General features: G+C 68.3%; 22 protein-coding genes and 1 pseudogene. 11 read left to right on the top strand and 12 right to left on the bottom strand.

The annotated features are described in order from the left end of the window. Window positions 1-3: 3 nt before the first annotated feature. A complete protein-coding gene (locus P7V53_RS25945; protein WP_280152374.1) occupies window positions 4-1,758 on the bottom strand; it encodes a thiamine pyrophosphate-binding protein in 1,755 nt (584 codons plus the stop codon). Between the two features lie 102 nt (window positions 1,759-1,860). Here P7V53_RS25945 and P7V53_RS25940 point away from each other — a divergent pair, with 102 nt between their 5' ends. After that, a complete protein-coding gene (locus P7V53_RS25940) occupies window positions 1,861-2,469 on the top strand; it encodes a Crp/Fnr family transcriptional regulator (protein WP_280152373.1) in 609 nt (202 codons plus the stop codon). 26 nt (window positions 2,470-2,495) lie between these two features. Here the strand turns inward: P7V53_RS25940 and P7V53_RS25935 are convergent, their stop codons facing one another. The 7 genes from P7V53_RS25935 to P7V53_RS25905 form a co-directional block, all read right to left on the bottom strand. Continuing rightward, window positions 2,496-3,332 carry a cytidylate kinase family protein gene (locus P7V53_RS25935; protein WP_280152372.1) on the bottom strand — a complete coding sequence of 279 codons (837 nt, stop codon included), beginning with the start codon at window positions 3,330-3,332 and terminating at the stop codon, window positions 2,496-2,498. A gap of 2 nt (window positions 3,333-3,334) precedes the next feature. Continuing rightward, window positions 3,335-4,882 (bottom strand): tripartite tricarboxylate transporter permease, encoded by a 1,548-nt coding sequence (locus P7V53_RS25930; RefSeq protein WP_280152371.1) that lies wholly within the window; start codon window positions 4,880-4,882, stop codon window positions 3,335-3,337. A gap of 12 nt (window positions 4,883-4,894) precedes the next feature. After that, the gene (locus tag P7V53_RS25925) at window positions 4,895-5,413 is read right to left on the bottom strand and encodes a tripartite tricarboxylate transporter TctB family protein (RefSeq protein WP_280152370.1); all 519 of its coding nucleotides are present in this window, start codon (window positions 5,411-5,413) and stop codon (window positions 4,895-4,897) included. A gap of 10 nt (window positions 5,414-5,423) precedes the next feature. Next, window positions 5,424-6,434, bottom strand: a complete 1,011-nt coding sequence (locus tag P7V53_RS25920; protein WP_280152369.1) for a tripartite tricarboxylate transporter substrate binding protein — start codon at window positions 6,432-6,434, stop codon at window positions 5,424-5,426. Between the two features lie 177 nt (window positions 6,435-6,611). Beyond that, the gene (locus tag P7V53_RS25915; RefSeq protein ID WP_280152368.1) at window positions 6,612-7,187 is read right to left on the bottom strand and encodes a DUF4337 domain-containing protein; all 576 of its coding nucleotides are present in this window, start codon (window positions 7,185-7,187) and stop codon (window positions 6,612-6,614) included. Then, window positions 7,188-7,685, bottom strand: a complete 498-nt coding sequence (locus P7V53_RS25910) for a dihydrofolate reductase (RefSeq protein ID WP_280152367.1) — start codon at window positions 7,683-7,685, stop codon at window positions 7,188-7,190. A 68-nt stretch (window positions 7,686-7,753) separates the two neighbouring features. Continuing rightward, window positions 7,754-8,449, bottom strand: coding sequence for a GntR family transcriptional regulator (locus tag P7V53_RS25905; RefSeq protein ID WP_280152366.1), 696 nt, complete (start codon window positions 8,447-8,449; stop codon window positions 7,754-7,756). Between the two features lie 140 nt (window positions 8,450-8,589). Here P7V53_RS25905 and scpA point away from each other — a divergent pair, with 140 nt between their 5' ends. The 6 genes and pseudogenes from scpA to P7V53_RS25875 all read left to right on the top strand — a co-directional run bounded on the left by scpA (window position 8,590) and on the right by P7V53_RS25875 (window position 16,467). Further along, the gene (scpA, locus tag P7V53_RS25900; RefSeq protein WP_280152365.1) at window positions 8,590-10,752 is read left to right on the top strand and encodes a methylmalonyl-CoA mutase; all 2,163 of its coding nucleotides are present in this window, start codon (window positions 8,590-8,592) and stop codon (window positions 10,750-10,752) included. Window positions 10,753-10,769: 17 nt separating this feature from the next. Next, a pseudogene (locus P7V53_RS25895) lies at window positions 10,770-10,961 on the top strand (GIY-YIG nuclease family protein); the annotation flags it as partial. A gap of 300 nt (window positions 10,962-11,261) precedes the next feature. Further along, window positions 11,262-12,245 (top strand): methylmalonyl Co-A mutase-associated GTPase MeaB, encoded by a 984-nt coding sequence (meaB, locus tag P7V53_RS25890; RefSeq protein WP_280156620.1) that lies wholly within the window; start codon window positions 11,262-11,264, stop codon window positions 12,243-12,245. Between the two features lie 83 nt (window positions 12,246-12,328). Continuing rightward, on the top strand, window positions 12,329-13,861 hold the full coding sequence (locus P7V53_RS25885) for an acyl-CoA carboxylase subunit beta (protein WP_280152364.1): 1,533 nt from the start codon (window positions 12,329-12,331) through the stop codon (window positions 13,859-13,861). Between the two features lie 127 nt (window positions 13,862-13,988). Further along, complete coding sequence (gene accC, locus P7V53_RS25880) at window positions 13,989-15,989, top strand: acetyl-CoA carboxylase biotin carboxylase subunit (protein ID WP_280152363.1); 2,001 nt, start codon at window positions 13,989-13,991, stop codon at window positions 15,987-15,989. Window positions 15,990-15,996: 7 nt separating this feature from the next. Then, on the top strand, window positions 15,997-16,467 hold the full coding sequence (locus P7V53_RS25875) for a VOC family protein (protein ID WP_280152362.1): 471 nt from the start codon (window positions 15,997-15,999) through the stop codon (window positions 16,465-16,467). 37 nt (window positions 16,468-16,504) lie between these two features. On the opposite strand, the gene P7V53_RS25870 is transcribed toward P7V53_RS25875, so the two are convergent. The 3 genes from P7V53_RS25870 to P7V53_RS25860 form a co-directional block, all read right to left on the bottom strand. Next, entirely contained in the window at window positions 16,505-17,326 is an 822-nt protein-coding gene (locus tag P7V53_RS25870) for a thymidylate synthase (protein ID WP_280152361.1), read from the bottom strand. Window positions 17,327-17,429: 103 nt separating this feature from the next. Continuing rightward, a complete protein-coding gene (locus P7V53_RS25865) occupies window positions 17,430-18,092 on the bottom strand; it encodes an OmpA family protein (RefSeq protein ID WP_280152360.1) in 663 nt (220 codons plus the stop codon). 144 nt (window positions 18,093-18,236) lie between these two features. Further along, entirely contained in the window at window positions 18,237-20,069 is a 1,833-nt protein-coding gene (locus tag P7V53_RS25860) for an ABC transporter transmembrane domain-containing protein (protein WP_280152359.1), read from the bottom strand. Between the two features lie 181 nt (window positions 20,070-20,250). Here P7V53_RS25860 and P7V53_RS25855 point away from each other — a divergent pair, with 181 nt between their 5' ends. The 4 genes from P7V53_RS25855 to P7V53_RS25840 are packed head-to-tail and all read left to right on the top strand — an operon-like array spanning window position 20,251 to window position 25,176. Continuing rightward, window positions 20,251-20,760: a MarR family transcriptional regulator gene (locus tag P7V53_RS25855; protein WP_280152358.1), complete on the top strand. Its 510-nt coding sequence runs from the start codon at window positions 20,251-20,253 to the stop codon at window positions 20,758-20,760. Next, window positions 20,757-22,328: an efflux transporter outer membrane subunit gene (locus P7V53_RS25850; RefSeq protein ID WP_280152357.1), complete on the top strand. Its 1,572-nt coding sequence runs from the start codon at window positions 20,757-20,759 to the stop codon at window positions 22,326-22,328. Before P7V53_RS25855 ends, P7V53_RS25850 begins: the two co-directional genes overlap by 4 nt. Then, window positions 22,325-23,575, top strand: a complete 1,251-nt coding sequence (locus tag P7V53_RS25845) for an HlyD family efflux transporter periplasmic adaptor subunit (protein WP_280152356.1) — start codon at window positions 22,325-22,327, stop codon at window positions 23,573-23,575. The genes P7V53_RS25850 and P7V53_RS25845 overlap by 4 nt, the downstream gene beginning before the upstream one ends. A 32-nt stretch (window positions 23,576-23,607) precedes the next feature. After that, window positions 23,608-25,176 (top strand): DHA2 family efflux MFS transporter permease subunit, encoded by a 1,569-nt coding sequence (locus tag P7V53_RS25840; RefSeq protein ID WP_280156619.1) that lies wholly within the window; start codon window positions 23,608-23,610, stop codon window positions 25,174-25,176. Window positions 25,177-25,183: 7 nt separating this feature from the next. On the opposite strand, the gene P7V53_RS25835 is transcribed toward P7V53_RS25840, so the two are convergent. Continuing rightward, complete coding sequence (locus tag P7V53_RS25835) at window positions 25,184-26,218, bottom strand: carotenoid 1,2-hydratase (protein WP_280156618.1); 1,035 nt, start codon at window positions 26,216-26,218, stop codon at window positions 25,184-25,186. Window positions 26,219-26,225: the final 7 nt, after the last annotated feature.

Here is a 26,225-nt window from a genome sequence, read left to right as displayed (position 1 = left end):
CCTTCATTTGTACATGGTCTGCGCCATCGTCCCCGGCGCGTACACCTTCGGATCGACCCAGATGTTGATGACGGCCGAGCGGCCGGTCTTGCGCACCGACTCTCGCGCGCGCTGCAGGGCGCCGGCGATCTTCGCGGGCTCGCGAACCTCCTCGCCGTAGCCGCCGAGCATCTCGGCGAAGCGGCCGAAGGGCACGTCGCCCAGCAGGTTGCCGACGCTGCCGCGCTCGGCGCCGTACTTGGCGATCTGGCCGTAGCGGATCTGGTTCATGGCGGAGTTGTTGCCGACCACGGCGACGTACGGGACCTTGAAGCGGTTGGCCGTCTCCATGTCGAAGGCGGTCATCGCGAAGGCGCCGTCGCCGTAGTAGCAGAGCACTTCCTTGTCGGGGTTGGCCAAGCCGGCGGCGATCGCGAAGCCGGTGCCTATGCCCAGCGAGCCGAGCGCGCCCGGGTCCATCCACTGGCCCGGACGACGCGGCCGCACGGCCTGCGCCGAGATGGTCACGACGTCGCCGCCGTCGCCGATGTAGATCGTGTCGTCGGTCAGGAACTCGTTGATCTCGTGCGCGACGCGGTACGGGTTGATGGGCGAGCTGTCCGACCTGAACAGCGGCATCAGCTTGGCCGTGGCCACTTCCTCGGCGGCGGCCAGCTCCTTCATCCACTCGCGGCGCTTCTCGCGCTTGTCGTTCCTGAGGCGCCCGCTGGCGGCCTGCAGCACCGCGCCGAGGATGGTGCCGGGGTCGCCCGCGAGGCCGAGGTCGATGTCGCGGTTCTTGCCGACGGTCGAATAGCTCATGTCGATCTGCACGAGCTTCAGGTCGCGGCTGATGCGCTTGCCGTACCCCATGCGGAAGTCGAACGGCGTGCCGACGATGACGATCACGTCGGCCTTGTCGAAGGCCTTGGAGCGGGTGCGGTCGAAGTGGTGCGGATCGTTCGGCGGCAGCAGGCCGCGGCTCGCGCCATTGAAGTAGCCGGGGATGTCCAGGCCGCGCAGCAGGGCGGCGGCCTGCTCGTGGCCGCGCGCCGTCCACACCTGCTGGCCGAAGAGGATGGCCGGGCGCTCGGCGCCGACCAGCAGGTCGGCCAGCTTCTCGATGTCGGCGGGGTCGCCCAGCGACTTGGGCGAGGCGCGGTAGCGGCCCACGCCGGGGACCACGGCCTTGGCGACGTCGATCTCGCGGTCGAGGATGTCGCGCGGGATCTCCAGGTACGCCGGGCCGGGTGCGCCGTTGAAGCATTCGCGCGCTGCCATCGACACCATGTCGGCCACGCGCTCGGTGGAGCGCACGCCGGCGGAGAATTTCGTGATGGGCCGCATCATGTCCACGTGCGGCAGGTCCTGCAGCGAGCCCATCATGTGCTGCGTCATCGCGCCCTGGCCGCCGATGTGAAGCACCGGGCTTTCCGAGCGGAACGCGGTGGCGATGCCGGTCACGGCGTTGGTGCAGCCGGGGCCGGCGGTGGTGACCACGCAGCCGAGCCTGCCGGTCTGCCGCGCGTAGCCGTCGGCCGCGTGGGCGGCGACCTGCTCGTGGCGCACGTCGACGATGCGGATGCCCTCGTCGACGCAGCCGTCGTAGATGTCGATGATGTGCCCGCCGCACAGCGTGAAGATGGTGTCGACCCCTTCGTTCTTCAGCGCACGCGCCACCAGGTGCCCGCCCGAGATCACGTTCGCGTCCCGGCTCTTGGCTTTCAGTGTGTCTTCGGCGGTCGTCGACGCGACCTTCTGTTCGATGGTTGAGGACATGGTGTTCCTTCGTGATCGGAGCGCCACGACTATGATTGCCGTCATCGTCTTCCGCCGTTGACCGCGGTCAAGATTCCGGAAAACTGGCGCAGATCCCCACGCATGACCCGTCTTTCGAATCACGCGGAACGCGCCGTCATCCGGCTGCAGCTTCACAAGAACGTCGTCCTCCAGCAGCTGCGCGAAGACGACCGCGCGGACCTCGAGTCGCACCTCGACATCGTCGACGGGCACAAGGGCGATTTCCTGCTGCACCAGGGCGTGCGCGAGATGGAGCAGTACTTCATCATCGACGGCATCCTGAAGCGCGTGGTGGCCAATGCCGAAGGCAAGGAGATGATCCTGCGCTTCGCGGGCGAGGGCGAGATGGAGACCAGCTATGCGGCCTGGCGCCTGGGCACGCCCACGCCCTACGGCATCGTCTGCGTCACCAAGGCGCGCGTCGCGCGCATGCCGCTCACCGAGTGGGTCGATTTCATCAACCGGCGGCCGCAGACGAAGGAGACCTTCGAGTACGCGGTGATGCGCGGCATGAGCGAGATCATGGCCCACACCATCACGCTGCACCTGCTCGACGCACCGGGTCGCGTGCATCGCTTCATGCGCAAGCACCCGGAGCTGTCGGACCGGATCCCGCAGAAGGAGCTGGCGTCGTACCTGAATCTTTCGGCCGAGACCTTGAGCCGCCTGCGCCACGCCGGGAAGATCTAGGCGGGGCCTGGATCTTCCCGCTGGCGTCAGGTCTGCTTGGAGGACATGAACTTCTTCGGGTGGCTCATCAGCCGCAGCTGGTTGTCGACGCTGACGACCCCTTGCGCGCCGGCCGCCACCGACTCCGCCCGCGATCGTTCTTCCGCGTCCAGCACGATGCCCTGCAGCGCGACTCGTCCGTGGTTCGCCTGGATGGTGACCTCGATGTCGCGTGTCACCTCGTCCTGCTTCAGCGCCACGCGCACCCGCGCCTCCAGCGCCATCGCGTCGAGCAGCGCGTGCGACTCGGCCGTCTCGGCGAACTCGGGGCGCGTGGTCATCAGCCGGATCTGCTCGACGCAGCTGTCGATCGAGACGCGGTCGGTGTTCAGCGTCAGGTCGTAGAGCACCGGATCGCCCCAGGTCACGCCGAACAGGTCGTTCATGCGCGAGGCGTGGGCGCGGTCGCTGCGCCGCACCTCCGCCTCGGCCAGCCCGACGTCGTCGGTGTCCAGGTCGGCCATCACCCATTCGACCCGCTTGGCGAACGAGCGGGTGATGCGCACGCACACCACGTGCGGCACCGGCCGCAACAGCACGGTGGCGCCCCAGCCGCGAAGCACCACGTTGCCGCGGTCGGCCAGCGAGAAGAGCTCGTCGGCGGTGTACAGCGCGATGCTGCGCTGGTCGGCCTTGAGGCGCTCCACCAGCCCGGCCTTGCCGCCGCGCAGGCGATGGATGAGGCTCTTGGGCAGGTCCAGCTCGCCCGCGACGCGGTCGGCCACCTCGTGGCGCATCACCGCGAGGCCCATCGTCTGCGCGAGCTGCAGCGCCACGTCCTTGGCGAGCGAGCCCATCTCCTGGGTCATGGCGATCACAGGCATGTTCAGGTCACCCTCGTGTCGATCGGGCCCGGCGTCGGATCGTCGGACTTGCGCGGCCTCGGCGATCTGAGCAACGCGAGGCCCTTGGAAAGCAGCGGCCAGAGCAGCATGACGAGTGCGAGCGTCGTGATGCTGCCGACCAGGGGGTTCGCCCACATGATGCCGAGATCGCCCTGTGACGACAGCATGGCCTGGCGGAACGAGTCCTCGGCCTTGTCGCCCAGCACGATCGCGAGCACCAGCGGCGCCAGCGGGATGTCGATCTTCTTGAACAGGTAGCCGACGACGCCGAACCCCAGCATGAACCAGATGTCGAGCACCGCGTTGTGCACGGTGTAGGCGCCGATCGCGCAGATGACGATGATCACGGGCGCGATGATCGAGAAGGGAATGCGCAGGATGGCGGCGAACAGCGGCACGGTGCTCAGCACCACGATCAGCCCCACCACGTTGCCCAGGTACATGCTGGCGATCAGGCCCCACACGAAGTCCTTCTGCTCGACGAACAGCAGCGGCCCGGGCTGCAGGCCCCAGATCAGCAGTCCGCCCAGCAGCACGGCGGCCGTCGGCGAGCCCGGAATGCCCAGCGCGATCATCGGCAGCAGCGCGCTGGTGCCGGCCGCGTGCGCGGCCGTCTCCGGAGCGACCACGCCTTCGGTCTCGCCGGTGCCGAAGCGCGCCCCCTTCTTGGACATCTTCTTGGCCACGCCGTAGCTCATGAAGGACGCGGGCGTCGCGCCGCCCGGCGTGATGCCCATCCAGATGCCGATCAGCGAGCTGCGCAGGTAGGTGGCCCAGTACGCGGGCAGCTGCTTCCAGGTCTGCAGCACGACCTTGGGATCGAGCTTGGCGCTCTTGCCTGAGAACTTCAGCCCTTCCTCCATCGACAGCAGGATCTCGCCGATGCCGAACAGGCCGATGACCGCGATCAGGAAATCGAAGCCGCGCATCAGCTCGACCTGGCCGAAGGTCAGGCGCAGCTGGCCGGTGACGGTGTCCGTGCCGACGGCGGCCAGCGCGAAGCCCAGAGCCATCGACAGCAGCGTCTTGAACGGCGAGCCCTTGCCCATGCCGACGAAGCTGCAGAAGGTGAGCAGGTACACCGAGAAGAACTCGGGGGCGCCGAACTTCAGCGCGAACTTGGCCACCAGCGGCGCGAGGAAGGTGATCATCACGACCGCGACGAAGGCGCCGACGAACGACGAGGTGAACGCGGTGGTCAGCGCCTCGCCGGCGCGTCCCTGCTGCGCCATGGGGTGGCCGTCGAAGGTGGTGGCCACCGACCAGGGCTCGCCGGGGATGTTGAACAGGATCGACGTGATCGCCCCGCCGAACAGCGCGCCCCAGTAGATGCACGACAGCATGATGATCGCCGACGTCGGCGACATCGAGAACGTGAGCGGCAGCAGGATCGCCACGCCGTTGGCGCCGCCGAGGCCCGGCAGCACGCCGATCAGGACGCCGAGGATGATGCCGACGAACATCAGGCCGATGTTCAGCGGCGTGAGGATCACCGCGAAGCCATGCATCAATGCGCCGATTTCGTCCATGGCGTGATCCGTTCAGCGTACGAAGAAGCGCAGCGGGTCGAGCGTGCCCTTGTACAGCGGCACCTTGAACCACAACTCGAACATGAAGAAGAGCAGTCCGTTGACCGCCAGCGCGACGGCGATGCTCTTCAGCCACGAGTACTTGCCCAGCACGATCATGAACAGCGCGATGTAGACCGCCGAGGCGACGTACAGCCCGAAGAGCTTGACGGCGAGGACGTAGGCCGCGGCGGGCAGCAGCACCGACATCACGCGCTTGAGCTGCGCGGTGTCGATGAAGACCGCCCGGTTGCGGTTCTTGCCGAACAGCGCCTGGACCAGGATGGCCGCGCTCGAGACGGCGATGATCAGGCCGATGTAGAACGGAAAGTAGCCCGATCCCGGGCCGTCGGTGGTCCAGCCGGCGCCGAGCCGGCGGCTCTCGACGATGACGACGATGCCGGCGACCAGCAGGACGAGGGCGATGGCCGCCTCGACCACGCAGGTGGTCGTGACCGGGCGGCCCGCGGCTTCGGGATGCTCCTGGCTCACGGCTTCGGCCTTACTTGTTGCCGATGAAGCCGGCTTCGGTCATCAGGGTGCGGTGCGTGGTCTCGGCGCCCTCGAGCCACTTGGTGAACTCGGCGCCGGTCATGAAGCTCTGGTTGAAGGCACCCTTCTCCATGTACTCCTTCCACTCCGGCGTGTTGCGGATCTTGGTCAGCAGGTCCACGTAGAAGGCGCGCTGGTCCGGCGTGATGCCGGCGGGCATGAAGATGCCGCGCAGCATGGTGTACTCGGTCGGCACGCCGGCTTCCTTGCAGGTCGGGATGTCGTTCCACGACTGCGTGTCGGTCACCTTGGCCTTGTAGGGCATGCGCTCGTCGTCGAACACGCACAGCGGGCGCAGCGAGCCGGCGCGCCACTGCGCCACCGCCTCGATCGGGTTGTTGACGGTCGACTGCACGTGTCCGCCGACCAGCTGCACCGCGACGTCACCACCCCCCTTGAACGGGATGTAGATGAACTTCGTGCCGGTCGCCTTCTCGATCGCGACGGTGAGGATCTGGTCCTCCTGCTTCGAGCCGGTGCCGGCCATCTTGAACTTGTTCGGACCCGCTGCCTTCACCGCGGCGATGTAGTCCTTCGCGGTCTGGTAGGGCTGGCTCGCGTTGGTCCACAACACGAAGTTGTCCAGGGCCATCATCGCGACCGGGGTCATGTCCTTCCAGTTGAACGGAACGCCGGTGGCCATCGGCGTGGTGAACAGGTTGGACAGCGTGATGATGATCTTGTGCGGGTCGCCCGAGGCTTCCTTCACCGAGAGAAAGCCTTCGGCGCCCGCGCCGCCGGACTTGTTCACGACCACGAGCGGCTGCTTCATCAGGTTGTGCTTGACGACGATGCCCTGGATGAGGCGCGCCATCTGGTCGGCGCCACCGCCGGTTCCCGCGGGAACCACGAACTCCACCGGCTTGGCCGGCTCCCACGCGAGGACCGGCGCGGCGACCCCAAGCGCGATGACGGCCGCGGCGAGCCTCAGCCGCCGGGACTGGAAGAAGTCCTTGCTCATGATGTCTCCTTCTTTGCTGCGGTGCGTCTGGGTGCACCTGAAGCGAGAGCTCCGATGAGCTCTCGTTGGAGACGATGCTGCGACCGATGCGCGTGATTTGAAGTTGACCGCGGTCAAGATTTCAGAAAACGGCGTCGGGATTCGCCCGCATGGGCAGGCCAAGCCGGGCTTGCGGCGTCAAAGATGGAACCAGGCCGCCGCGCCGAGCGCGACACCGACCGCGCTCAATCCATAGACCGCGTACTCGGTCCATTTGCGACGCGTCAGCAGCGCGATGGCCGCCATCGCGATCGCGATCTGCAGCGCCGTGGTGGCCTGCGCCCAGCGGTGATGCTGGTGCATCTGCTCGTCGCTGCGCTGGTCGAAGGCCTTGGACTCGGCCTCGAGCTTTTCTGCCGCGGCCTTGATGTCGTTCTTCTCGGCCTTGTAACGCTTGACCTCGTCGACATAGAACGCACGCCGGCTTTCGGGTGCGAGCTCGATCGCCAGCTCGGCGAGGTTCTGCTTGCTGCTCTTGGCCTGGTAGTAGTTCCACTGGTTGGAGGCTTCGGTCTTCTTGATGGCCGCGTCGTTCTTGTACAGGCCTGCGTTCGCCTGCGTGGCGCCGCCCATGTACGCGAACAGCGCGCCCACCGTCGCCAGCACGGCGGTCACCACCGCCAGCTGGCCGGCGTGGCTGCCTTTCGATGCGTGCGCTGCGTGTTCGAGTTCGTGATCGTGCGGACCGTGCACGTGGAATCCGTGTCCCGACATTCAAGCTCCTGGTTGTTTTCGATAGGTGACCCAGCGATAGGCAAGCCCCTGCTCGCTGGTCTGGGGATCGCTGACGCTCGCGGTGAATCTGCCACGTTCCCATGGCGGAAAGAAGACGTCGCCGTCCAGATCGGCGTCGATCTCGGTGAGCACCAGCGCGTCGGCCAGCGGCAGCGCCTGCGCATAGATCTGCGCGCCACCGATGACGAAGACCTTGTCCGCATCGCTCGCCCGTTCCAGCGCCGCGGCGATCGAATCGGCGCGCTCCGCGCCTTCGGCATGCCAGTGCGCGTTGCGCGTGATGACGATGTTGCGGCGGCCCGGCAGCGGCCTGCCGATCGAGTCCCAGGTCTTTCGCCCCATCAGCACGGGATGGCCGACGGTGGTGCGCTTGAAGAACTTCAGGTCCTCGGAAATGCGCGCGAGCAGCTCGTTGTTCTTGCCGATCGCGCCGTTGCGCGCGACCGCGGCGATGAGGATGACGAGGGGACGGGACATGGCGTCATTGTCTCGTAGCCCGGGCATGGTCCGGGGTGACGCGCTTCACGCCGGAGGCGGTTTGCTGCTCAAACCGACTGCGGACGGGCCGCGGCTTCCTTGCCCCGTGCCAGGTGCTGCTGCATGAGCTGCTGCACCAGGGGCGCATTGCGCGCCTTCAGCGCGGCCATGATCCTGCGATGCTCCTTCAGCGAGGCCTCGAGCCTTCCCTGCTTGAACAGCGAGTGATGGCGGTAGAGCTTCATCACGCGACGAAGGTCGGCCACCATCTGGTTGCGCCAGCGGTTGCCGGAGATCTCGAGCAGCCGCATGTGGAAGCGCTCGTTGGCGGCGAAGAACGCATCGCGGTCGGACACGGTGTCCTCCAGCTGCTGATGCAGCGCGGCGAGCTCGGCGATCTGCGGGTCGCTGGCGTCGCGCGCCACCACCGCCGCGGCGTCGCTCTCGAGCAGCGACAGCAGGTGGAAGACCTCTGCGAGATCACGCTCCGAGACCTCGGTGACGTAGGCGCCGCGGCGAAGCTTCATCGTGACCAGGCCTTCGGCGGCCAGCACCTTCAGCGCCTCGCGCAGCGGCGTGCGGCTGATGCCCAGCTCCGCCGTGAGGGCTTGCTCGTCGATCCAGCTGCCCGGGGCGAGGCTGTGCGCGAGGATGCGTTCGCGCAGGCGCTCGGCAACCCGCTCGTACAGCGGTGCGTCGGCCAGCAGGGCGCGAGCGGGGCGCTGCGGTGCAGCGGCAGGTGAGGCGGTGCGCGGGGCGGGCATCGGTCGACTTGGGCGGAAACGTCAGCGTGGAGACAGGATGGGCGGTGAAGCTATAATTCAATTTTGAATTATGGAGCAGTCGGCGCAGCGCTTCAAGCGCCGATGCGGTCCCTGCGACCGGCAAGACTTTCGAGGTCAGCATGTCAGACGAGCCATTGAATTCCGCATCGCTTTCCGCCTGGCAGAAGGCGGCTGCCAAATCGGCCCCGGGGGGCGATCTGCATGCGCTGGACTGGATCACGCCCGAGGGCATCACGGTGAAGCCGCTGTACACGGCGGCGGACCTGAAGGACCTGCCGTACACCGACACGCTGCCCGGATTCGCGCCCTTCGTGCGCGGGCCGCAGGCCACGATGTATGCGGTGCGCCCGTGGACCATCCGGCAGTACGCCGGCTTCTCCACCGCGGAGGCCTCCAACGACTTCTACCGCAAGGCGCTGGCCGCGGGCGCCCAAGGCATCAGCGTCGCCTTCGACCTGGCCACGCACCGCGGCTACGACAGCGACCATCCGCGCGTCACCGGCGACGTGGGAAAGGCAGGCGTCGCGGTCGACAGCGTCGAGGACATGAAGATCCTCTTCGACGGCATTCCGCTGGACAAGGTGTCGGTGTCGATGACGATGAACGGCGCCGTGCTGCCGGTGCTCGCGGGCTACGTGGTGGCGGCCGAAGAGCAGGGCGTGGCGCAGGACCGGCTGAGCGGGACCATCCAGAACGACATCCTCAAGGAGTTCATGGTCCGCAACACCTACATCTACCCGCCTGAGCCGTCGATGCGCATCATCGGCGACATCATCGAGTACACGGCGAAGAACATGCCGCGCTTCAACTCGATCTCGATCTCCGGCTACCACATGCAGGAGGCGGGCGCCAACCAGGCACTGGAGCTGGCCTTCACGCTCGCCGACGGCAAGGAGTATGTGAAGACGGCGATCGCCAAGGGCCTGGACGTCGACGAGTTTGCCGGCCGCCTGAGCTTCTTCTGGGCGATCGGCATGAACTTCTACCTCGAGGTCGCCAAGATGCGCGCCGCGCGCCTGCTGTGGTGGCGCATCATGAAGGACTTCGGCGCCAAGAACCCGAAGAGCCTGATGCTGCGCACCCACTGCCAGACATCGGGCTGGAGCCTCACCGAGCAGGATCCGTACAACAACGTCGTGCGCACCACCATCGAGGCGATGGCCGCGGTGTTCGGCGGCACGCAGTCGCTGCACACCAATGCGCTCGACGAGGCGATCGCGCTGCCCACCGAGTTCAGCGCCCGCATCGCGCGCAACACGCAGCTCATCATCCAGGAAGAGACGCACATCACCAACGTCGTCGATCCGTGGGCCGGCAGCTACCTGATGGAAAAGCTCACGCAGGACATGGCCGACAAGGCCTGGTCGCTGATCGAGGAAGTCGACCGGATGGGCGGCATGACGCACGCCGTCGAGACCGGCTGGGCCAAGCTGAAGATCGAGGCGAGCGCGGCCGAGAAGCAGGCACGCATCGACAGCGGGCGCGACGTCATCGTCGGCGTCAACAAGTACCGCCTCGGCAAGGAGGATCCGATCGAGATCCTCGACATCGACAACCACGCGGTGCGCGAGAATCAGGTGCAGCGCCTGCAGCAGGTGCGCGCCCGTCGCGATGGCAGGGCGGTGCAGGCGGCGCTCGCGGCCCTCACCGCATGCGCCGAGTCCGGCCAGGGCAACCTGCTCGAGCTGTCGATCAAGGCCATCCGCGCGCGGGCGACGGTGGGTGAGCTCAGCGATGCGCTCGAGAAGGCCTGGGGGCGCCATCGCGCCGATACGCAAAAGGTGACCGGTGTGTATGCAGCCGCGTATGACAGCGCCGAAGGCTGGGCCCAGCTCCAGCAGGAGATCGCCCAGTTCGCCGAAGAGCAGGGCCGCCGCCCGCGCGTGCTGATCGCCAAGCTCGGCCAGGACGGGCACGACCGCGGGGCGAAGGTGGTGGCCACGGCCTTCGCCGACCTCGGCTTCGATGTGGACATGGGACCGCTGTTCCAGACGGCCGAGGAGTGCGCGCGCCAGGCGATCGAGAACGACGTGCACGCGGTGGGCGTGAGCACCCTGGCTGCGGGGCACAAGACGCTGGTGCCGGCCATCATCCGCTCGCTGAAGGAGCAGGGGGCGGACGACATCATCGTCTTCGTGGGCGGCGTCATTCCGCGGCAGGACTACGAGTTCCTGTACGAGGCGGGCGTCAAGGGCATCTACGGACCCGGCACGCCGATTCCGGCCAGCGCGAAGGACGTGCTCGAGCAGATCCGCAAGGCTGTGGTCCGCAGCGCATCGTGAAGCCGTTCTTCGTCTACATGCTGCGTTGCGCCGACGGGTCTTATTACGTGGGGCATACCGACGAGCTGGAGCGGCGCCTCGCGCAGCACTCCTCGGGGCAGATCGGCGGCTACACGCACGAGCGGCGACCGGTGGAGCTCGTATGGTCTCAGGAGACAGCCACGCGCGAGGAAGCCTTGGCGGCCGAGTTGCGGATCAAGGGCTGGAGTCGGGCGAAGAAGCAAGCGCTGATCGCGGGCGATTGGGAACGAATTCAGGCGCTGGCCAAGTCGCGCGCCGGGATGGGAGAAGCGGGAGCCATCGTCCGCCCCGAGCCTGTCGAGCGGTTGGGTGGCATGGGAGCGGGGCTTCGACAAGCTCAGCCCGAACGGAAGGTCCCCGCTCATCCCATACAGGGGGTCCCTGCTCAGCACGAACGGGAGGTCCTCGCTCAGCACGAACGGGAGGTCCTCGCTCAGCCCGCTCAGCCCGAACGCGAGCTCCCCGTTCGCCCTGAGCCTGTCGAAGGGCTGCGTGGCACGGCGCCAGGCATCGTCACCGGCGTCCTCGCCGGCCACCGACGCGCCATCGCCAAAGCCATCACCCTCCTCGAATCCACGCGCGCCGATCACCGCCTGGAAGCCGACGCCCTCCTCAATGCGCTGCTGCCCCACACCGGCCGCGCGCTGCGCCTGGGCATCTCCGGCGTCCCCGGCGTCGGCAAGTCCACCTTCATCGAAGCCCTCGGCCTGTTCCTCATCGACAGGGGACACAAGGTTGCCGTGCTGACCGTCGACCCGTCGTCCAGCGTCTCCGGCGGCTCCATCCTGGGTGACAAGACGCGCATGGAAAAGCTGTCGGTCCACGAAGCCGCCTACATCCGACCCAGCCCGGCGTCGGGCACGCTCGGCGGCGTCGCCGAGAAGACGCGTGAAGCGATGCTCGTCTGCGAGGCCGCCGGCCATGACATCGTCATCGTCGAGACGGTCGGCGTGGGACAGAGCGAGACCGCCGTGGCCAGCATGACCGACATGTTCGTGCTGCTGCAGCTGCCCAATGCCGGCGACGACCTGCAGGCGATCAAGAAAGGCGTGATGGAGATCGCCGACCTCGTCGTCATCAACAAGGCCGACATCGACCCCGATGCCGCCACGCGCGCCGAGGCCACCATCACGAGCGCGCTGCGCATCTTCAGCCTCCATGGCCACGCCGGCCGCTGGACGCCGAAGGTGATGCAGATCAGCGCGCTCAAGGGCCGCAACATCGACACCTTCTGGCAGCAGGTCGAGCAGTTCCGGCAGCAGCGGCAGGAATGCGGCGAGTTCGAGGCGCGCCGCAAGAAGCAGGCCCTCTCATGGATGTGGGACATCATCCAGGCGCGCCTGCAGTCCGACTTCAAGCACCACCCCGCCGTGCGCGAGGCGCTGCCGCAGGCGCTGCGCGACGTGGCCGATGCCCGCGTGGCCCCGTCCTCGGCGGCGCGCGGCCTGCTCGAGCGCTTCGAGCGCGACTAGGGCCTGTTAAAGCCATGGGTCACCCGCAGGGCCGGTGCCTGGCATCAACAGGCCCCTAGAACAACACAAGGACGACACGCACCATGCACGACATCATCCAGCAGCTCGAAGAGAAGCGCTCCCAGGCCCGCCTGGGCGGCGGCGACAAGCGCATCGCGGCGCAGCACGGCAAGGGCAAGCTCACCGCCCGTGAGCGGCTGGAGCTGCTGCTCGACGAAGGCACCTTCGAGGAGTGGGACATGTTCGTCGAGCACCGCTGCCACGACTTCGGCATGGCCGACAACAAGATTCCAGGCGACGGCGTGGTCACCGGCTACGGCATGATCAACGGCCGCCTGGTCTTCGTCTTCAGCCAGGACTTCACCGTCTTCGGCGGCGCGCTGTCCGAGGCGCATGCCGAGAAGATCTGCAAGGTGATGGACCAGGCGATGAAGGTCGGCGCGCCGGTGATCGGCCTCAACGATTCGGGCGGCGCACGCATCCAGGAAGGCGTGGCCTCGCTGGGCGGCTACGCCGACGTGTTCCAGCGCAACGTGATGGCCTCGGGCGTGGTGCCGCAGATCAGCATGATCATGGGCCCGTGCGCCGGCGGCGCGGTGTACTCGCCGGCGATGACCGACTTCATCTTCATGGTGAAGGACAGCTCGTACATGTTCGTCACCGGCCCCGAGGTCGTGAAGACCGTGACCCACGAGGAGGTGAGCGCCGAAGACCTCGGTGGGGCGACCACCCACACCACCAAGAGCGGCGTCGCCGACCTCGCCTTCGAGAACGATGTCGACGCGCTGCTGATGCTGCGCCGCCTGTACAACTACCTGCCGCTGAACAACCGGGAGAAGGCGCCGGTGCGGCCCAGCAACGATCCGGCCGACCGCGTCGACTACTCCCTCGACACGCTGGTGCCCGACAACCCCAACAAGCCGTACGACATCAAGGAGCTGATCGTGAAGACCGCGGACGACGGCGAGTTCTTCGAGCTGCAGCCCGAGAACGCGAAGAACATCGTCATCGGCTTCTGCCGCATGGAAGGCCAGACGGTGGGCATCGTCGCCAACCAGCCGCTGGTGCTGGCCGGGTGCCTGGACATCAAGAGCAGCATCAAGGCGGCGCGCTTCGTGCGCTTCTGCGATGCGTTCAACATCCCGGTGATCACCTACGTCGACGTGCCGGGCTTCATGCCGGGCACGAGCCAGGAGTACGGCGGCATCATCAAGCACGGGGCGAAGCTGCTGTACGCGTATGCGGAATGCACGGTGCCGAAGATCACGGTCATCACGCGCAAGGCCTACGGCGGGGCCTACGACGTGATGAGCTCCAAGCACCTGCGCGGCGACGTCAACTTCGCCTGGCCCAACGCCGAGATCGCGGTGATGGGCGCCAAGGGCGCGGTGGAGATCATCTTCCGCGAGGACAAGAACGATCCGGTCAAGCTCGCCGCCCGCGAGGCCGAGTACAAGGCGCGCTTCGCCAACCCCTTCGTCGCCAGCGCGCGCGGCTTCATCGACGACGTGATCCAGCCGCATGAGACGCGCAAGCGGATCTGCCGGTCGCTGGTGATGCTGCGCGACAAGAAGCTTGAAAACCCGTGGCGCAAGCACGGCAACATCCCCCTGTGATGAAGCCCCCCAGTCGCTTCGCTCCTGCCCCCAAGGCGCGCCCCCCGGGGGACCGGCGAAGCCGGGTCCTCGGGGGTGGCTCGATCAAGGCTTCGCGTTGCTTGCCTATCCGAATGGAGCACTGACGATGTTCGAAAAGATCCTGATCGCCAACCGCGGCGAAATCGCCTGCCGCGTCATCAAGACGGCGAAGAAGATGGGCATCCGCACGGTGGCCGTCTACTCCGATGCCGACCGCGACGCGCGCCACGTCGGGCTGGCGGACGAGGCGGTGCACATCGGGCCGGCGCCGTCGCGCGAGTCCTACCTGGTGATGGACAAGATCATCGCGGCCTGCAAGCAGACCGGCGCGCAGGCCGTGCACCCCGGCTACGGCTTCCTCAGCGAGAACGAAGCCTTCGCCAAGCGCGTCGAGGAGGAAGGCATCGTCTTCATCGGCCCCAAGCACGCCTCCATCGCGGCGATGGGCGACAAGATCGCGTCGAAGAAGCTGGCCAAGGAAGCCCGGGTGAACACCATCCCGGGGCACAACGCCGCCATCGACACGCCCGAGCATGCGGTGGAGATCGCCAAGGGCATCGGCTATCCGGTGATGATCAAGGCCAGCGCCGGCGGCGGCGGCAAGGGCTTGCGGGTTGCCTTCAATGACAAGGAAGCCTTCGAAGGATTCACCTCGTGCCGCAACGAGGCGCGCAACAGCTTCGGCGACGATCGCGTGTTCATCGAGAAATTCGTCGAGGAGCCGCGCCACATCGAGATCCAGGTGCTGGGCGACGCGCACGGCAACACGGTCTACCTGTGGGAGCGCGAGTGCTCGATCCAGCGACGTCACCAGAAGGTGATCGAGGAGGCGCCCAGTCCCTTCCTCGACGACGCCACGCGCAAGGCGATGGGAGAGCAGGCCGTCGCGCTGGCCAGGGCGGTGAACTACCAGTCGGCCGGCACGGTGGAGTTCGTCGTCGGCAAGGACAGGAGCTTCTACTTCCTCGAGATGAACACGCGGCTGCAGGTGGAGCATCCGGTCACCGAAGGCATCACGGGGCTCGACCTGGTGGAGCTGATGATCCGCGTCGCCGCCGGCGAGAAGCTGCCCTTCGGCCAGGGCGATATCCGCCGCGAAGGCTGGGCGATGGAGTGCCGCATCAATGCCGAGGATCCGTTCCGCAACTTCCTGCCGTCGACCGGGCGGCTCGTGAAGTACGCGCCGCCGCCCGAAGTCGACGGCGTGCGGGTGGACACCGGCGTCTACGAGGGCGGCGAGATCCCGATGTTCTACGACTCGATGATCGCCAAGCTCATCGTGCACGGCAGCAACCGCAGGGAGGCGATCGCCAGGATGCGGCAGGCGCTCAACGCGTTCGCCATTCGCGGCATTCATTCCAACATTCCGTTCCAGGCCGCCCTGCTCGCGCATCCGAAGTTCATCGCCGGCGACTTCAACACCGGATTCATCGCCGAGCAGTACCCCAAGGGGTTTTCGGCCGCCGCCGTGCCGCACGACGATCCGACGTTCCTGCGGGCGCTGGCGGCGGTGGCCAACCGGGTGCACACCCAGCGCGCGATGCGGCTGTCGGGCCAGCTGCCGGGGCACGAATACCGTGTCGGCGACGAGTTCATCGTCGTCACGCCGGCCGGCGAAGACAGCGTGGAGCAGACACCGGTGCGGCTGCGCGTGCAGGAGAAGGGGTTCGAGGTCGATGCGGGTGGCAGGCACTACCGCATCGAGCTGCACACCCCGCTGCGCGAGGTGGTGATCCGCGGCACATGCAACGGGGCGCCCTTCTGCGCGCAGGTGGAACGCATCGGACTGGCCTACCGCGTCATGCACGACGGTGCGCAGATCGACGCCAAGGTCTTCACGCCGCGCGTCGCGCAGCTGAACGCACTGATGCCGGTGAAGGCGCCGCCCGACCTCTCGCGCTTCCTGATCTCGCCGATGCCGGGCCTGCTCGTCGACGTGGCCGTGCAGCCGGGACAATCGGTGCGTGCCGGCGAGAAGCTGGCCGTCATCGAGGCGATGAAGATGGAGAACATCCTGCTCGCCACTCAGGACGTCGTGGTCGACGAGGTGCTGGCGCAGAAGGGTGAGAGCCTCGCGGTGGATCAGGTGATTCTCAGGTTCAGGTGAGCGACACATGGCCGCATCAACACGTCCGTTCAAGGTGCTGGGCATCCAGCAGGTGGCCATCGGCGGCCCGAGCAAGGCGCGGCTGCGCACCTTGTGGGTCGACAAGCTGGGGCTCGAGGTCACCGGCAACTTCGTCAGCGAGCGGGAGAACGTCGACGAGGACATCTGCGCCATGGGCCGCGATGCGTTTCGCGTCGAAGTCGACCTGATGCAGCCGCTCGACCCGGACAAGAAGCCGGCGGTGCACACGACGCCGCTCAACCACATCGGCTTGTGGATCGACGATCTGCCGAAAGCGGTGGAGTGGCTTTCAGCAAACGGCGTGCGCTTCGCGCCGGGCGGCATCCGCAAGGGCGCTGCGGGGCACGACATCTGCTTCGTGCACCCCAAGGCCAGCGACGATTTCCCGGTGGGGGGCGAAGGCGTGCTGATCGAGCTGGTGCAGGCACCGCCGGAGGTCATCGCGGCCTTGTCGTAGGTCGCGATCCGGGCCCTGGGAAGGCCCGTCGGCGCGATCAGACCGCGACCGGAGCCTTGATGGCCGGATGGTGCTCGTAGCCGAGGACCTCGAAGTCCTCGTACTCGTAGTCGAAGATCGACGCCGGCCGCCGCTTGATGTGCAGCGTGGGGTAGGCGAACGGCTTGCGCGACAGCTGCAGCTCGACCTGCTCGGTGTGGTTGCTGTAGATGTGGCAGTCGCCGCCGGTCCAGATGAAGTCGCCCACGCCGAGGTCGCACTGCTGCGCCATCATGTGCGTGAGCAGCGCGTAGCTCGCGATGTTGAACGGCACGCCGAGAAAGATGTCGGCACTGCGCTGGTAGAGCTGGCAGCTCAGCCTGCCGTCGGCCACGTAGAACTGGAAGAAGGCGTGGCACGGCATCAGCGCCATCTTCGGCAGGTCGGCCACGTTCCAGGCGCTCACGATGATGCGGCGCGAATCGGGGTTGGTGCGAATGGTCTTCACCGCCTCGGCGATCTGGTCGATCTGCCTGCCGTCGGGGGCCGGCCAGGAGCGCCATTGCACGCCGTACACCGGGCCGAGGTCGCCGTCGGGCGCGGCCCATTCGTCCCAGATGGTCACGCCGCGCTCCTGCAGCCAGCGTGCGTTGCTGTCGCCGCGCAGGAACCACAGCAGCTCGAGGATGATGGACTTGAGATGCACCTTCTTCGTCGTCACCAGCGGAAAGCCTTCGGCCAGGTCGAAGCGCATCTGGTGGCCGAACACGCTCCTGGTGCCCGTGCCGGTGCGGTCGGTCTTGACCACGCCGTGCTCCTGCACGTGGCGCATGAAGTCTTCGTATTGCGAGCGGATCGGACGGGCGGCGGAAGCGGTCATGCGCAGGTCTCGGTGGGTCGCCGGATTGTGCCTCAGGGTCGAAAGACAAACGGCCCTCGCGAGCGTGTCGCGAGGGCCGTTCGAGGCGGATGAGCGCGGTCGCTCAGGCCGCCGGCTCGCGCAGATAGATCTCCACGCGCCGGTTCTTGGCCCGGCCGGCTTCGGTGCTGTTGTCGGCGATCGGCTCGTGCTCGCCGCGGCCGGCGGTTTCGACCCGCGTCGGCGACACGCCGCGCGCGGCCAGATAATCACGCACGCTTTGCGCGCGCTCGACCGACAGCGGGTTGTTGACCGCATCCGAACCGGTGCTGTCGGTGTGGCCGATGATGGCGATGCGCGCGTTCGGATCGTCCTTCAGGCTGGCCGCGAAGGGGTCGAGCACCGAGCGCAGCTGCGGCTTGATCGTCGCGCTGCCGGTGTCGAACGAGATGTCGTTCGGGATGTTGACCTTCAACTGATTGTCCTGGGTGCGGCTCACTTCGACGCCGGTGCCGCGCGTGGCCTGCTCCATCGCGACGCGCCGCTCTTCCTGGCGCTTGGACCAGACGTTGCCGGCCACCGCGCCGATCGCGCCGCCAACCACCGCGCCGGTGCCGGCCTTGCCGCCGGTGGCCCGGCTCAGCACCGCGCCGGCCGCAGCGCCGACGCCGGCGCCGATCGCGGTGCCTTTCTGGCGCTCGCTCATCGGGGTCTCGCAGCCGGCCAGCAGAACGGCGGCTGCGGCCAGGCCGATGGCGCTCGTGCGAATCGCGAAACGGTGGTTCATCGTTTTCTCCTTCATGGGTCGTGTGCCGGCGATGGCCGGACGTTGTCGAGTATTGAAAGGCGGGCGCCACCGTGTCTGTCGGACCCGGACCTCCGGCGCTGTCAGCCCAGGCCTACAACGCGTCGCGCGCGCTGCGGCTGACCGTCAACTTGCAACTTGCATGTCGAACTGCATCGCCGCCAGCCGTGCATACAGGCCGCCCGCCGCGCTGAGTTCGGCATGCGTGCCGACCTCGACGATCTGGCCGGCCTCCATGACGACGATGCGGTCGGCGCGCTGCACCGTCGACAGCCTGTGCGCGATGACGAGCGTGGTGCGGTCCTTCATCGCCGACTCGAGCGCGGCCTGCACCATGCGCTCGCTTTCCGCATCGAGCGCGCTGGTGGCTTCGTCCAGCAGCAGCAGCGGCGGGTTCTTCAGCATCGCCCGCGCGATCGCGATGCGCTGGCGCTGGCCGCCCGACAGCCGGACGCCGCGCTCGCCCAGGAAGGTGCGGTAGCCCTCGGGCAGCGCGCGGATGAAGTCGTCGGCGAAGGCCGAGCGCGCGGCCGCGATGACCTGCTCGTCGCTCGCTTCCGGCCGGCCGTAGCGGATGTTCTCCATCGCATCGGCGGAGAAGATCACGCTGTCCTGCGGCACGATGCCGATGCGCTGGCGCAGCGCCTGCAGATCGGCCTCGCGCACCGGCACGCCGTCGATCCGCACATGCCCTTCGGTGGCGTCGTAGAAGCGCAGCAGCAGGTGGAACACCGTGCTCTTGCCGGCGCCGCTGGGTCCGACCAGCGCCACGGTCTCGCCCGGCCGCACCTGCAGGCCGAAGCGCACCAGCGCCGGCTGCTGCGGCCGCGACGGATAGCGGAAGGTGACCTCGTCGAGCGCCACGCTCGAGCCGCCGCGTGTCGGCGGCAGGGGCGTGGGCTGCGGCGGCGACGCGATCGGCGAACGCGCCGACAGCAGCTCCATCAGGCGCTCGGTGGCGCCGGCCGCGCGCAGCAAGTCCCCGTACACCTCGGCCAGCACGGCCACCGACGACACCAGGATGATGACGAAGACCACGGTCTGGCCGAGGTGTCCGGCCGAGATCGCGCCGTTGAGCACGGCCTGCGTGCCCTGGTACAGGCCCCACAGCAATGCGCCGAAGGTGGCGGTGATGATGAAGGCCACCAGGAACGAGCGCATGCGGGTGCGCTTGACCGCGGTGGCGAACGCGTTCTCGGTGGAGGCGTCGAAGCGGCGCGCCTCGCGCTGCTCCTGCGTGTAGCTCTGGACGACAGGAATCGCGTTCAACACTTCGGCGGCGATGGCGCTCGAGTCGGCCACGCGGTCCTGGCTGGCGCGGCTCAGCTTGCGCACGCGCCGGCCGAAGTACAGCGAGGGCAGCACGACGAGCACGAGGATGCCCAGCACCTGCGACATCACGTACGGGTTGGTGACGATCAGCATCGCCATCGCGCCGATGCCCATGACGCTGTTGCGCAGGCCCATGCTGAGGCTGGAGCCGACGACGGTCTGCACCAGCGTGGTGTCGGTGGTCAGCCGCGACAGCACCTCGCCGGTCTGCGTGGTCTCGAAGAACTCCGGGCTTTGCTGGACGACGTGCGCGTACACCGCATCGCGCAGGTCGGCGGTGACGCGCTCGCCCAGCCAGGTGACCATGTAGAAGCGCGCGGCCGAGAACAGGCCGAGCGCCGCGCCGACCGCGAACAGGGCGAAGAAATGCTCGCGCAGTGCCATCACCCGTTCGCCAGGGTCGCTGGCGACCAGTCCCTGGTCGATCAGCGACTTGAGCGCAACCGGAAACACCAGCGTGCTGACGGCGGCGAGCACGAGGAAGACCAGCGCCAGCGCGATGCGGCCGCGATAGGGACGCAGAAAGGGCACCAGGCCGCCGAGGGAGCGGACGTTCTTGGAGGCGGGCGAGGCGGGGAGCGCGGGCAGCGCGCGCGGCGCGCCGACGGCTTGAGGTGAGGAAGACATGGGAGAAGTCTAGGCTGTGAGGTCGGGCTTGCGCATCGCCGCGACATGCCAAACACCCCACCCGCACCAAGGATTTCAATGCCGTAGCAAACTTTGCCTAAGCAAATATTGCCCAAGCCGTCATTTTTCTCGACCTCCTGACACCACGCTGTCAGCAGCCCGCCGCCAAGATCGCTTCGCCATGTCGCCACCCAAGTCAACCCGCCGCAACTGCTTCTATGTCGGAGAGAGCTACGACATGGGCCAGAGCATGGGCCACCTGCTGTTCCAGCTGATGGCCAGCATGCGCCGCGAGGTCGATGCGCGCATGGCCGAGCTCGGCCTCACCGATGCGCAGTGGAAGCCGCTGTGGAAGATCAAGCTCGGGCATGCCGACACGGCGTTCGAGCTGGCGCGCGAGGCGGGCATCGATGCGGGCGCGATGACCCGCATGCTCGACCGCCTGGAAACCAAGGGCCTCGTCGAGCGGGTGCGCTCCGAGACCGACCGCCGTGTCGTGCACCTGCGGCTCACGGCCGAAGGCGAAGCGGCCGCCGAGCACATTCCGCACGTGCTCGCGGACGTCAACAACGACTTCCTGCGCGGCTTCAACAAGGCCGAGTGGGGGCAGTTCAAGGACTTTCTGCAGCGCATGCTGGTCAACGGCCAGGCGCTGCAGGAACAGAAAGAGAAAGCGGAGGACGCCGAATGAACCCCAACGCCCCCTGCCCGCACGCCTGGCCGGACGCCGACGGCTGCCGGTCGCAGACGCGCAGCCGGCTGGCCGCCACGTCGAAGCCGCCGCGGCTCCCGGGCTCGTGGCTGACCGCCGCGACGATGATCGCGGCCGTGCTGGCCACGGCCGCGCTGGTCGCCGGTTGCGCCAGTCCGGCCGGCGTGGCGCCGCATTCGCACACCCTGCTGTCGGCCGCGCAGACCGGCGCCGTCGATGGCGCTGCGACCGACTGGCCGCGCAGCGACTGGTGGACCCACTATGGCGACCCGCGGCTCGATGCGCTGATCGCCCAGGCGCTGGCGTCGCAGCCGAGCCTGCAGCAGGTGCAGGCCCGGCTTGGCCAGGCACAAGCTGCCGTCGATGCGGCCGGCGCGGCGCGTCGCCCACAGGTCAGCGGCGCGGTCGACCTCACCGACCAGCGCTTCAGCGAGAACGGTGCCGTGCCGCCGCAGCTGGCCGGTGCGATCCGCTGGAACAACAGCGCCACCGTCAGCGCGAGCTGGGAGCTCGACCTGTTCGGCCGCCAGCGCGCGGCGCTCGCGTCGGCAATCGGCCAGTTGCGCGCGGCCGAAGCGGACGCGCAGGCCGCTCGCGTGCTGCTGGCCAGCAATGTCGCGACCGCCTACGTCAACCTGGGCCGCCTGGTGGAGGCGCGCGCCATCACGCAGCAGGCGCTGGGCCAGCGCGACCAGACGGTGTCGCTGGTGCGCCAGCGCATCCAGGCCGGCCTGGACACCAACGTGGAGATGCGCCAGGCCGAAGGCTTCATCGCGCAGACGCGCGTCGAGCTCGAAGCGGCCGACGAGGCGATCGCACGCAGCCGACATGCGCTGGCCGAGCTCACCGGCCAGGGCCCGCATGCGCTGGACACGCTGGCGCCGACGCTTGCAGCGGTGAAATCTGCGCCCCTGCCGTCCTCGCTCAGCGCCGACCTGCTCGGCCGGCGGGCCGACCTGGTCGCGCAGCGCTGGCGTGTCGAGGCTGCGCTGAAGGATGTCGACGTCGCGCGCGCCCGGTTCTATCCCGACATCAATCTCGCGGCGTTCGTCGGCCTGTCCAGCATCGGCCTCGACCGCTTCCTGCAGGCGGGCAGCGCCACCTACGGCATCGGTCCGGCCCTGCGGCTGCCGATCTTCGACGGCGGGCGGCTGCGCGCCAACCTCGGCGCGCGCCACGCCGAGGTCGATGCGGCCATCGAGGGCTACAACGCGGCCCTGCTGCGCGCGCTGCGCGAGGTGGCCGACGAGATCGAGACGCTGCGTTCGCTCGAGCGCGCGCAGCAGGCGCAGGACGATGCGCTGAAGTCGGCGGAGTCCGCGTACGACCTCGCGCTGCAGCGCTACCGCGGCGGCCTGGGGAACTACCTCATCGTGCTGACGGCCGAGCAGAACGTGCTGGCCCAGCGGCGTGCCGCCAGCGACCTGAAGGCGCGCCACCTCAGCGCCGAAGCGGCCCTCGCCCGCGCGCTCGGCGGCGGCTTCCAGGGCGAGATGCCGACCACCGTCGTCCAGGCCCGATCCATTGCGAACAGGACATCCGAATGAGCCACTCCGAAGACAACAAGACACCCGTCGCGCCCGCACCCGCCGTGTCGGCGAGCAAGCGCAAGCCCGCGCTGCTCGCCGTCGCAGGCCTCACGCTGCTTGCCGGCATCGCCTACGGCGGGTACTGGGCGCTGTTCCTGCGCCACTACGAGTCCACTGACAACGCCTATGTGCAGGCGCCGGTGGTGCAGGTGACGCCGCAGGTCGGCGGCACCGTGCTGCAGATCCTGGCCGACGACACCGACGTGGTCCGCGCCGGCCAGCCGCTGGTCAAGCTCGATCCCAGTGATGCGCGCCTTGCGCTGGAGCGCGCCGAGGCGCAGCTCGCGCAGACGGTGCGCGAGGTGCGCTCGCTGTACGCGACCAACGGCACGCTGTCGGCCAACATCCACTTGCGCGAGGCCGAGGTCGCGCGCATGCGGGCCGACGTCGCGCGCACCAGCGAAGACGTGGGCCGCCGGCAGCCGCTGGCGGCCACCGGCGCGGTGAGCGGCGAGGAGATGAAGCACGCCGAGACGGCGCTGGCCGCGGCCAGGAGCGCTCTGGCCGGCGCGCAGTCGGCCCTCGCGGCCGCGCGCGAGCAGGCGGCGACCAACCAGGTGCTGACCGAAGGCACCAGCATCGAGAACCACCCCAACGTGCAGCGCGCCGCGGCCGCGGTGCGCGAGGCGCACCTGGCGTTGCAGCGCATGGACCTGCCCGCGCCGGTCGCGGGCCAGGTGGCCAAGCGCACGGTGCAGGTCGGCCAGCGCATCCAGGCGGGCGCGCCGCTGATGTCGGTGATCCCGCTCGACCAGGTCTGGGTGGAGGCCAACTTCAAGGAAGTGCAGCTGCGCAAGATGCGCATCGGCCAGCCGGTGACGCTGCATGCCGACATCTACGGCGAGAAGGTGGAGTACCAGGGTCACGTGGCGGGCCTGGGCGCCGGCACCGGTGCGGCCTTCGCGCTGCTGCCGGCACAGAACGCGACCGGGAACTGGATCAAGGTGGTGCAGCGCGTTCCCGTGCGGGTCGAGCTCGACGCCAGGCAGATCGCCGCGCACCCGCTGCGCGTCGGCCTGTCGATGGAAGCAACGGTCGACGTGGCCGAGCAGGGTGGCCAGCCGCTCACCGCGGCCAGCGCGGCGCGCGCCACCCGCACGCAGGCCTTCGACACGCAGCCGGCCGAGGCCGATCGCGTCGTGCACGACATCATCGCGGCCAACCTCGGCAGGCCCCTCGCGCGCGTGGCCGCCACCACGCACTGAAAGGACCGCCCGTGAGCAGCGCTTCGGCGACGATGGACAAGCCTGGGCCGGCGCCGGCGCGCGAGCAGCCGCAGAGCGGACCGCTGCACGGCACGCCGCTGGTCCTGGGCACGGTCGCGCTGTCGCTGGCGACCTTCATGAACGTGCTCGACACGTCGATCGCGAACGTGTCGATTCCCGCGATCGCGGGCGACATGGGCGTGAGCCCGTCGCAGGGCACCTGGGTGATCACGTCATTCGCCGTCGCGAATGCGATTTCGGTGCCGCTCACCGGCTGGCTCACGCAGCGCTTCGGCCAGGTGCGCCTGTTCATCGCCAGCGTGCTGCTCTTCACGCTGGCCTCGTGGCTGTGCGGCCTGGCGCCCAACATCGAGTCGCTGATCTTCTTCCGCGTGCTCCAGGGCCTGGTGGCCGGGCCGATGATCCCGCTGTCGCAGACGCTGCTGCTCGGCAGCTATCCGCAGCAGAAGGCGGGCACGGCAATGGCGATGTGGGCGATGACCGTGCTCGTCGCGCCGGTGGTCGGGCCGTTGCTGGGCGGCTGGATCACCGACAACATCGCCTGGCCGTGGATCTTCTACATCAACATCCCGGTGGGCCTGGTGGCCGCGGCGATCACGTGGTCGATCTACCGCAAGCGCGACCCGGGTCCCAGGCGCGTGCCGCTCGACTTCGTCGGGCTCGGGCTGCTGGTGCTGTGGGTCGGCGCCCTGCAGATCATGATCGACAAGGGCAAGGAGCTCGACTGGTTCGCCTCCACGCAGATCGTGCTGCTGGCAGTGGCGGCCGTGGTCGGGTTCCTGTTCTTCCTCGCCTGGGAGCTCACCGAGAAGCATCCCATCGTCGACCTGCGTCTCTTCGCGCAGCGCAATTTCCTCCTCGGCACGGCGGCGCTGTCGCTGGGCTACGGCCTGTTCTTCGGCAATGTGGTGCTCCTGCCGCTGTGGCTGCAGCAGTACATGGGCTACACCGCGACCTGGGCCGGCATGGCGATGGCGCCGGTGGGTGTGCTGGCGATCGTGCTGTCGCCGTGGGTCGGCAAGAACGTCGCCAGGATCGACCCGCGCAAGCTCGCCACCGTGGCGTTCATCGGCTTCGGCATCGTGCTGTGGATGCGCTCGCTGTTCAACGTGCAGGCCGAGTTCATCGGCATCCTGATCCCCACGCTGCTGCAGGGCGCGGCGATGGCCTTCTTCTTCATCCCGCTGCAGCAGATCGTGTTCTCCGGACTGCCGCCGGCACGCATGCCGGCGGCGGCAGGCCTGTCGAACTTCGTGCGCATCACGGCGGGGGCCTTCGGCACGTCGATCTTCACCACGCTGTGGGAGAACCGCGCCGTCATGCACCACGCCCAGCTCGCGGAGGCCGTGAACCGCGGAAACGACAGCGCCACCCAGGCCCTGGCGCAGCTCGGCGCCGCGGGTTTCGGGCCCGAGCAATCGCTGGCGATGATCAACCGGCTCGTCGACCAGCAGGCCTACACGCTGGCAGCGACCGACCTGTTCCGGCTGTCGTCGCTGCTGTTCGTGATGATGGTGGCGGTGGTGTGGATGGCCAAGCCGAAGATGGGTGCGGCCGCCGATGCCGGTGGCGCGCATTGACGGCGCGTCAGAGCTTCAACGCTGCCGCATAGCCCGTCATCTCCAGATACCCGCGCCCCACGCGTCGGCCCGCTTCATCGAAGAGCTCGCTCAGGCCCTCCCAATAGATCGATCCGGTGCTTGCCCGGCTGTCCAGCTCCTGGCTGTCCAGCAGCGCCTTGACGACGAAGCGGCCGGCCGGCGTGGTCACCGTCCACTCCACCGGATACGCCGCGCGCGACGCGGGACTGGTCCACACGCGGCCGGGCGCGAACGCGACGGCGTCGGAGGCGAAGCTGCGTGTCTGGCCGTCGGCGCCGCGGAACGTGCCGCCGGCCCACAGGGCCGTTCCGTCGGCGCGCCGCAGGCGAAATGCCATGAACGCTGCGCCATCGTCGAGGTTCATGCCGATCCAGTCCCACCCGACGGCCTGCGGGTCCATCAGCGTGTCGCTCCACTCGTGATCCAGCCAGGCGCCGCCCTCGACGGGCCACGCGCGCCCGTCCACCCGCAGCGTGCCGCTGACCGCAAGCTGCGCCTCGCTGTAGTAGTGGCTCGCCTGCTCGGGTCGCGGTCCCTTGCGCGACCATCCCGCCTCGCCTTGCAGCAGCAGCGGCTGCGTGGCCGCGAGGCGCAGGTCGACGGCGAAGCGCGCCGTGTCGCTCGACGCGACAGCGCGGTAGCGGCTCGGCCCGCTGCCGCCTTCGCGGCGCAGCGACCAGCCCTGCAGGCTGACATCGGTGTCGCGCTGGGACGCCTCCGCGATGCCGAAGCCGGCACGCGCGATGCGCTGATCGTGGCGCAGGCGGCGCTGCGGCAGGTCGCTCAGCGCGGCGTGCGCGAACAGCAGCTGGCGCGCCGCGAACCGGCTGGGATGCGTGGTCGGCACCGCGGTGCGCGAACGGAAGAAGGTGATCTGGAAGCCGCGCAGCTCGCCTTGCGACAGCAGCGTGCCGGTGACGTACCACCACTCGGTGCGCGTGTCGGGATGCGCACCGAAGTCCGCCGGAAAGGCCAGCACGCGCGGCCGCAGCGCGCCCTGCGCCGCCGGCGCCGTGGGCATCAGCGCG

It is taken from the genome of Piscinibacter sp. XHJ-5 (assembly GCF_029855045.1).
Taxonomy (GTDB): domain Bacteria; phylum Pseudomonadota; class Gammaproteobacteria; order Burkholderiales; family Burkholderiaceae_C; genus Albitalea.
The sequence above is the reverse complement of the archived record's forward strand: the minus strand, read 5'-3'. Positions and strand labels throughout refer to the sequence as shown.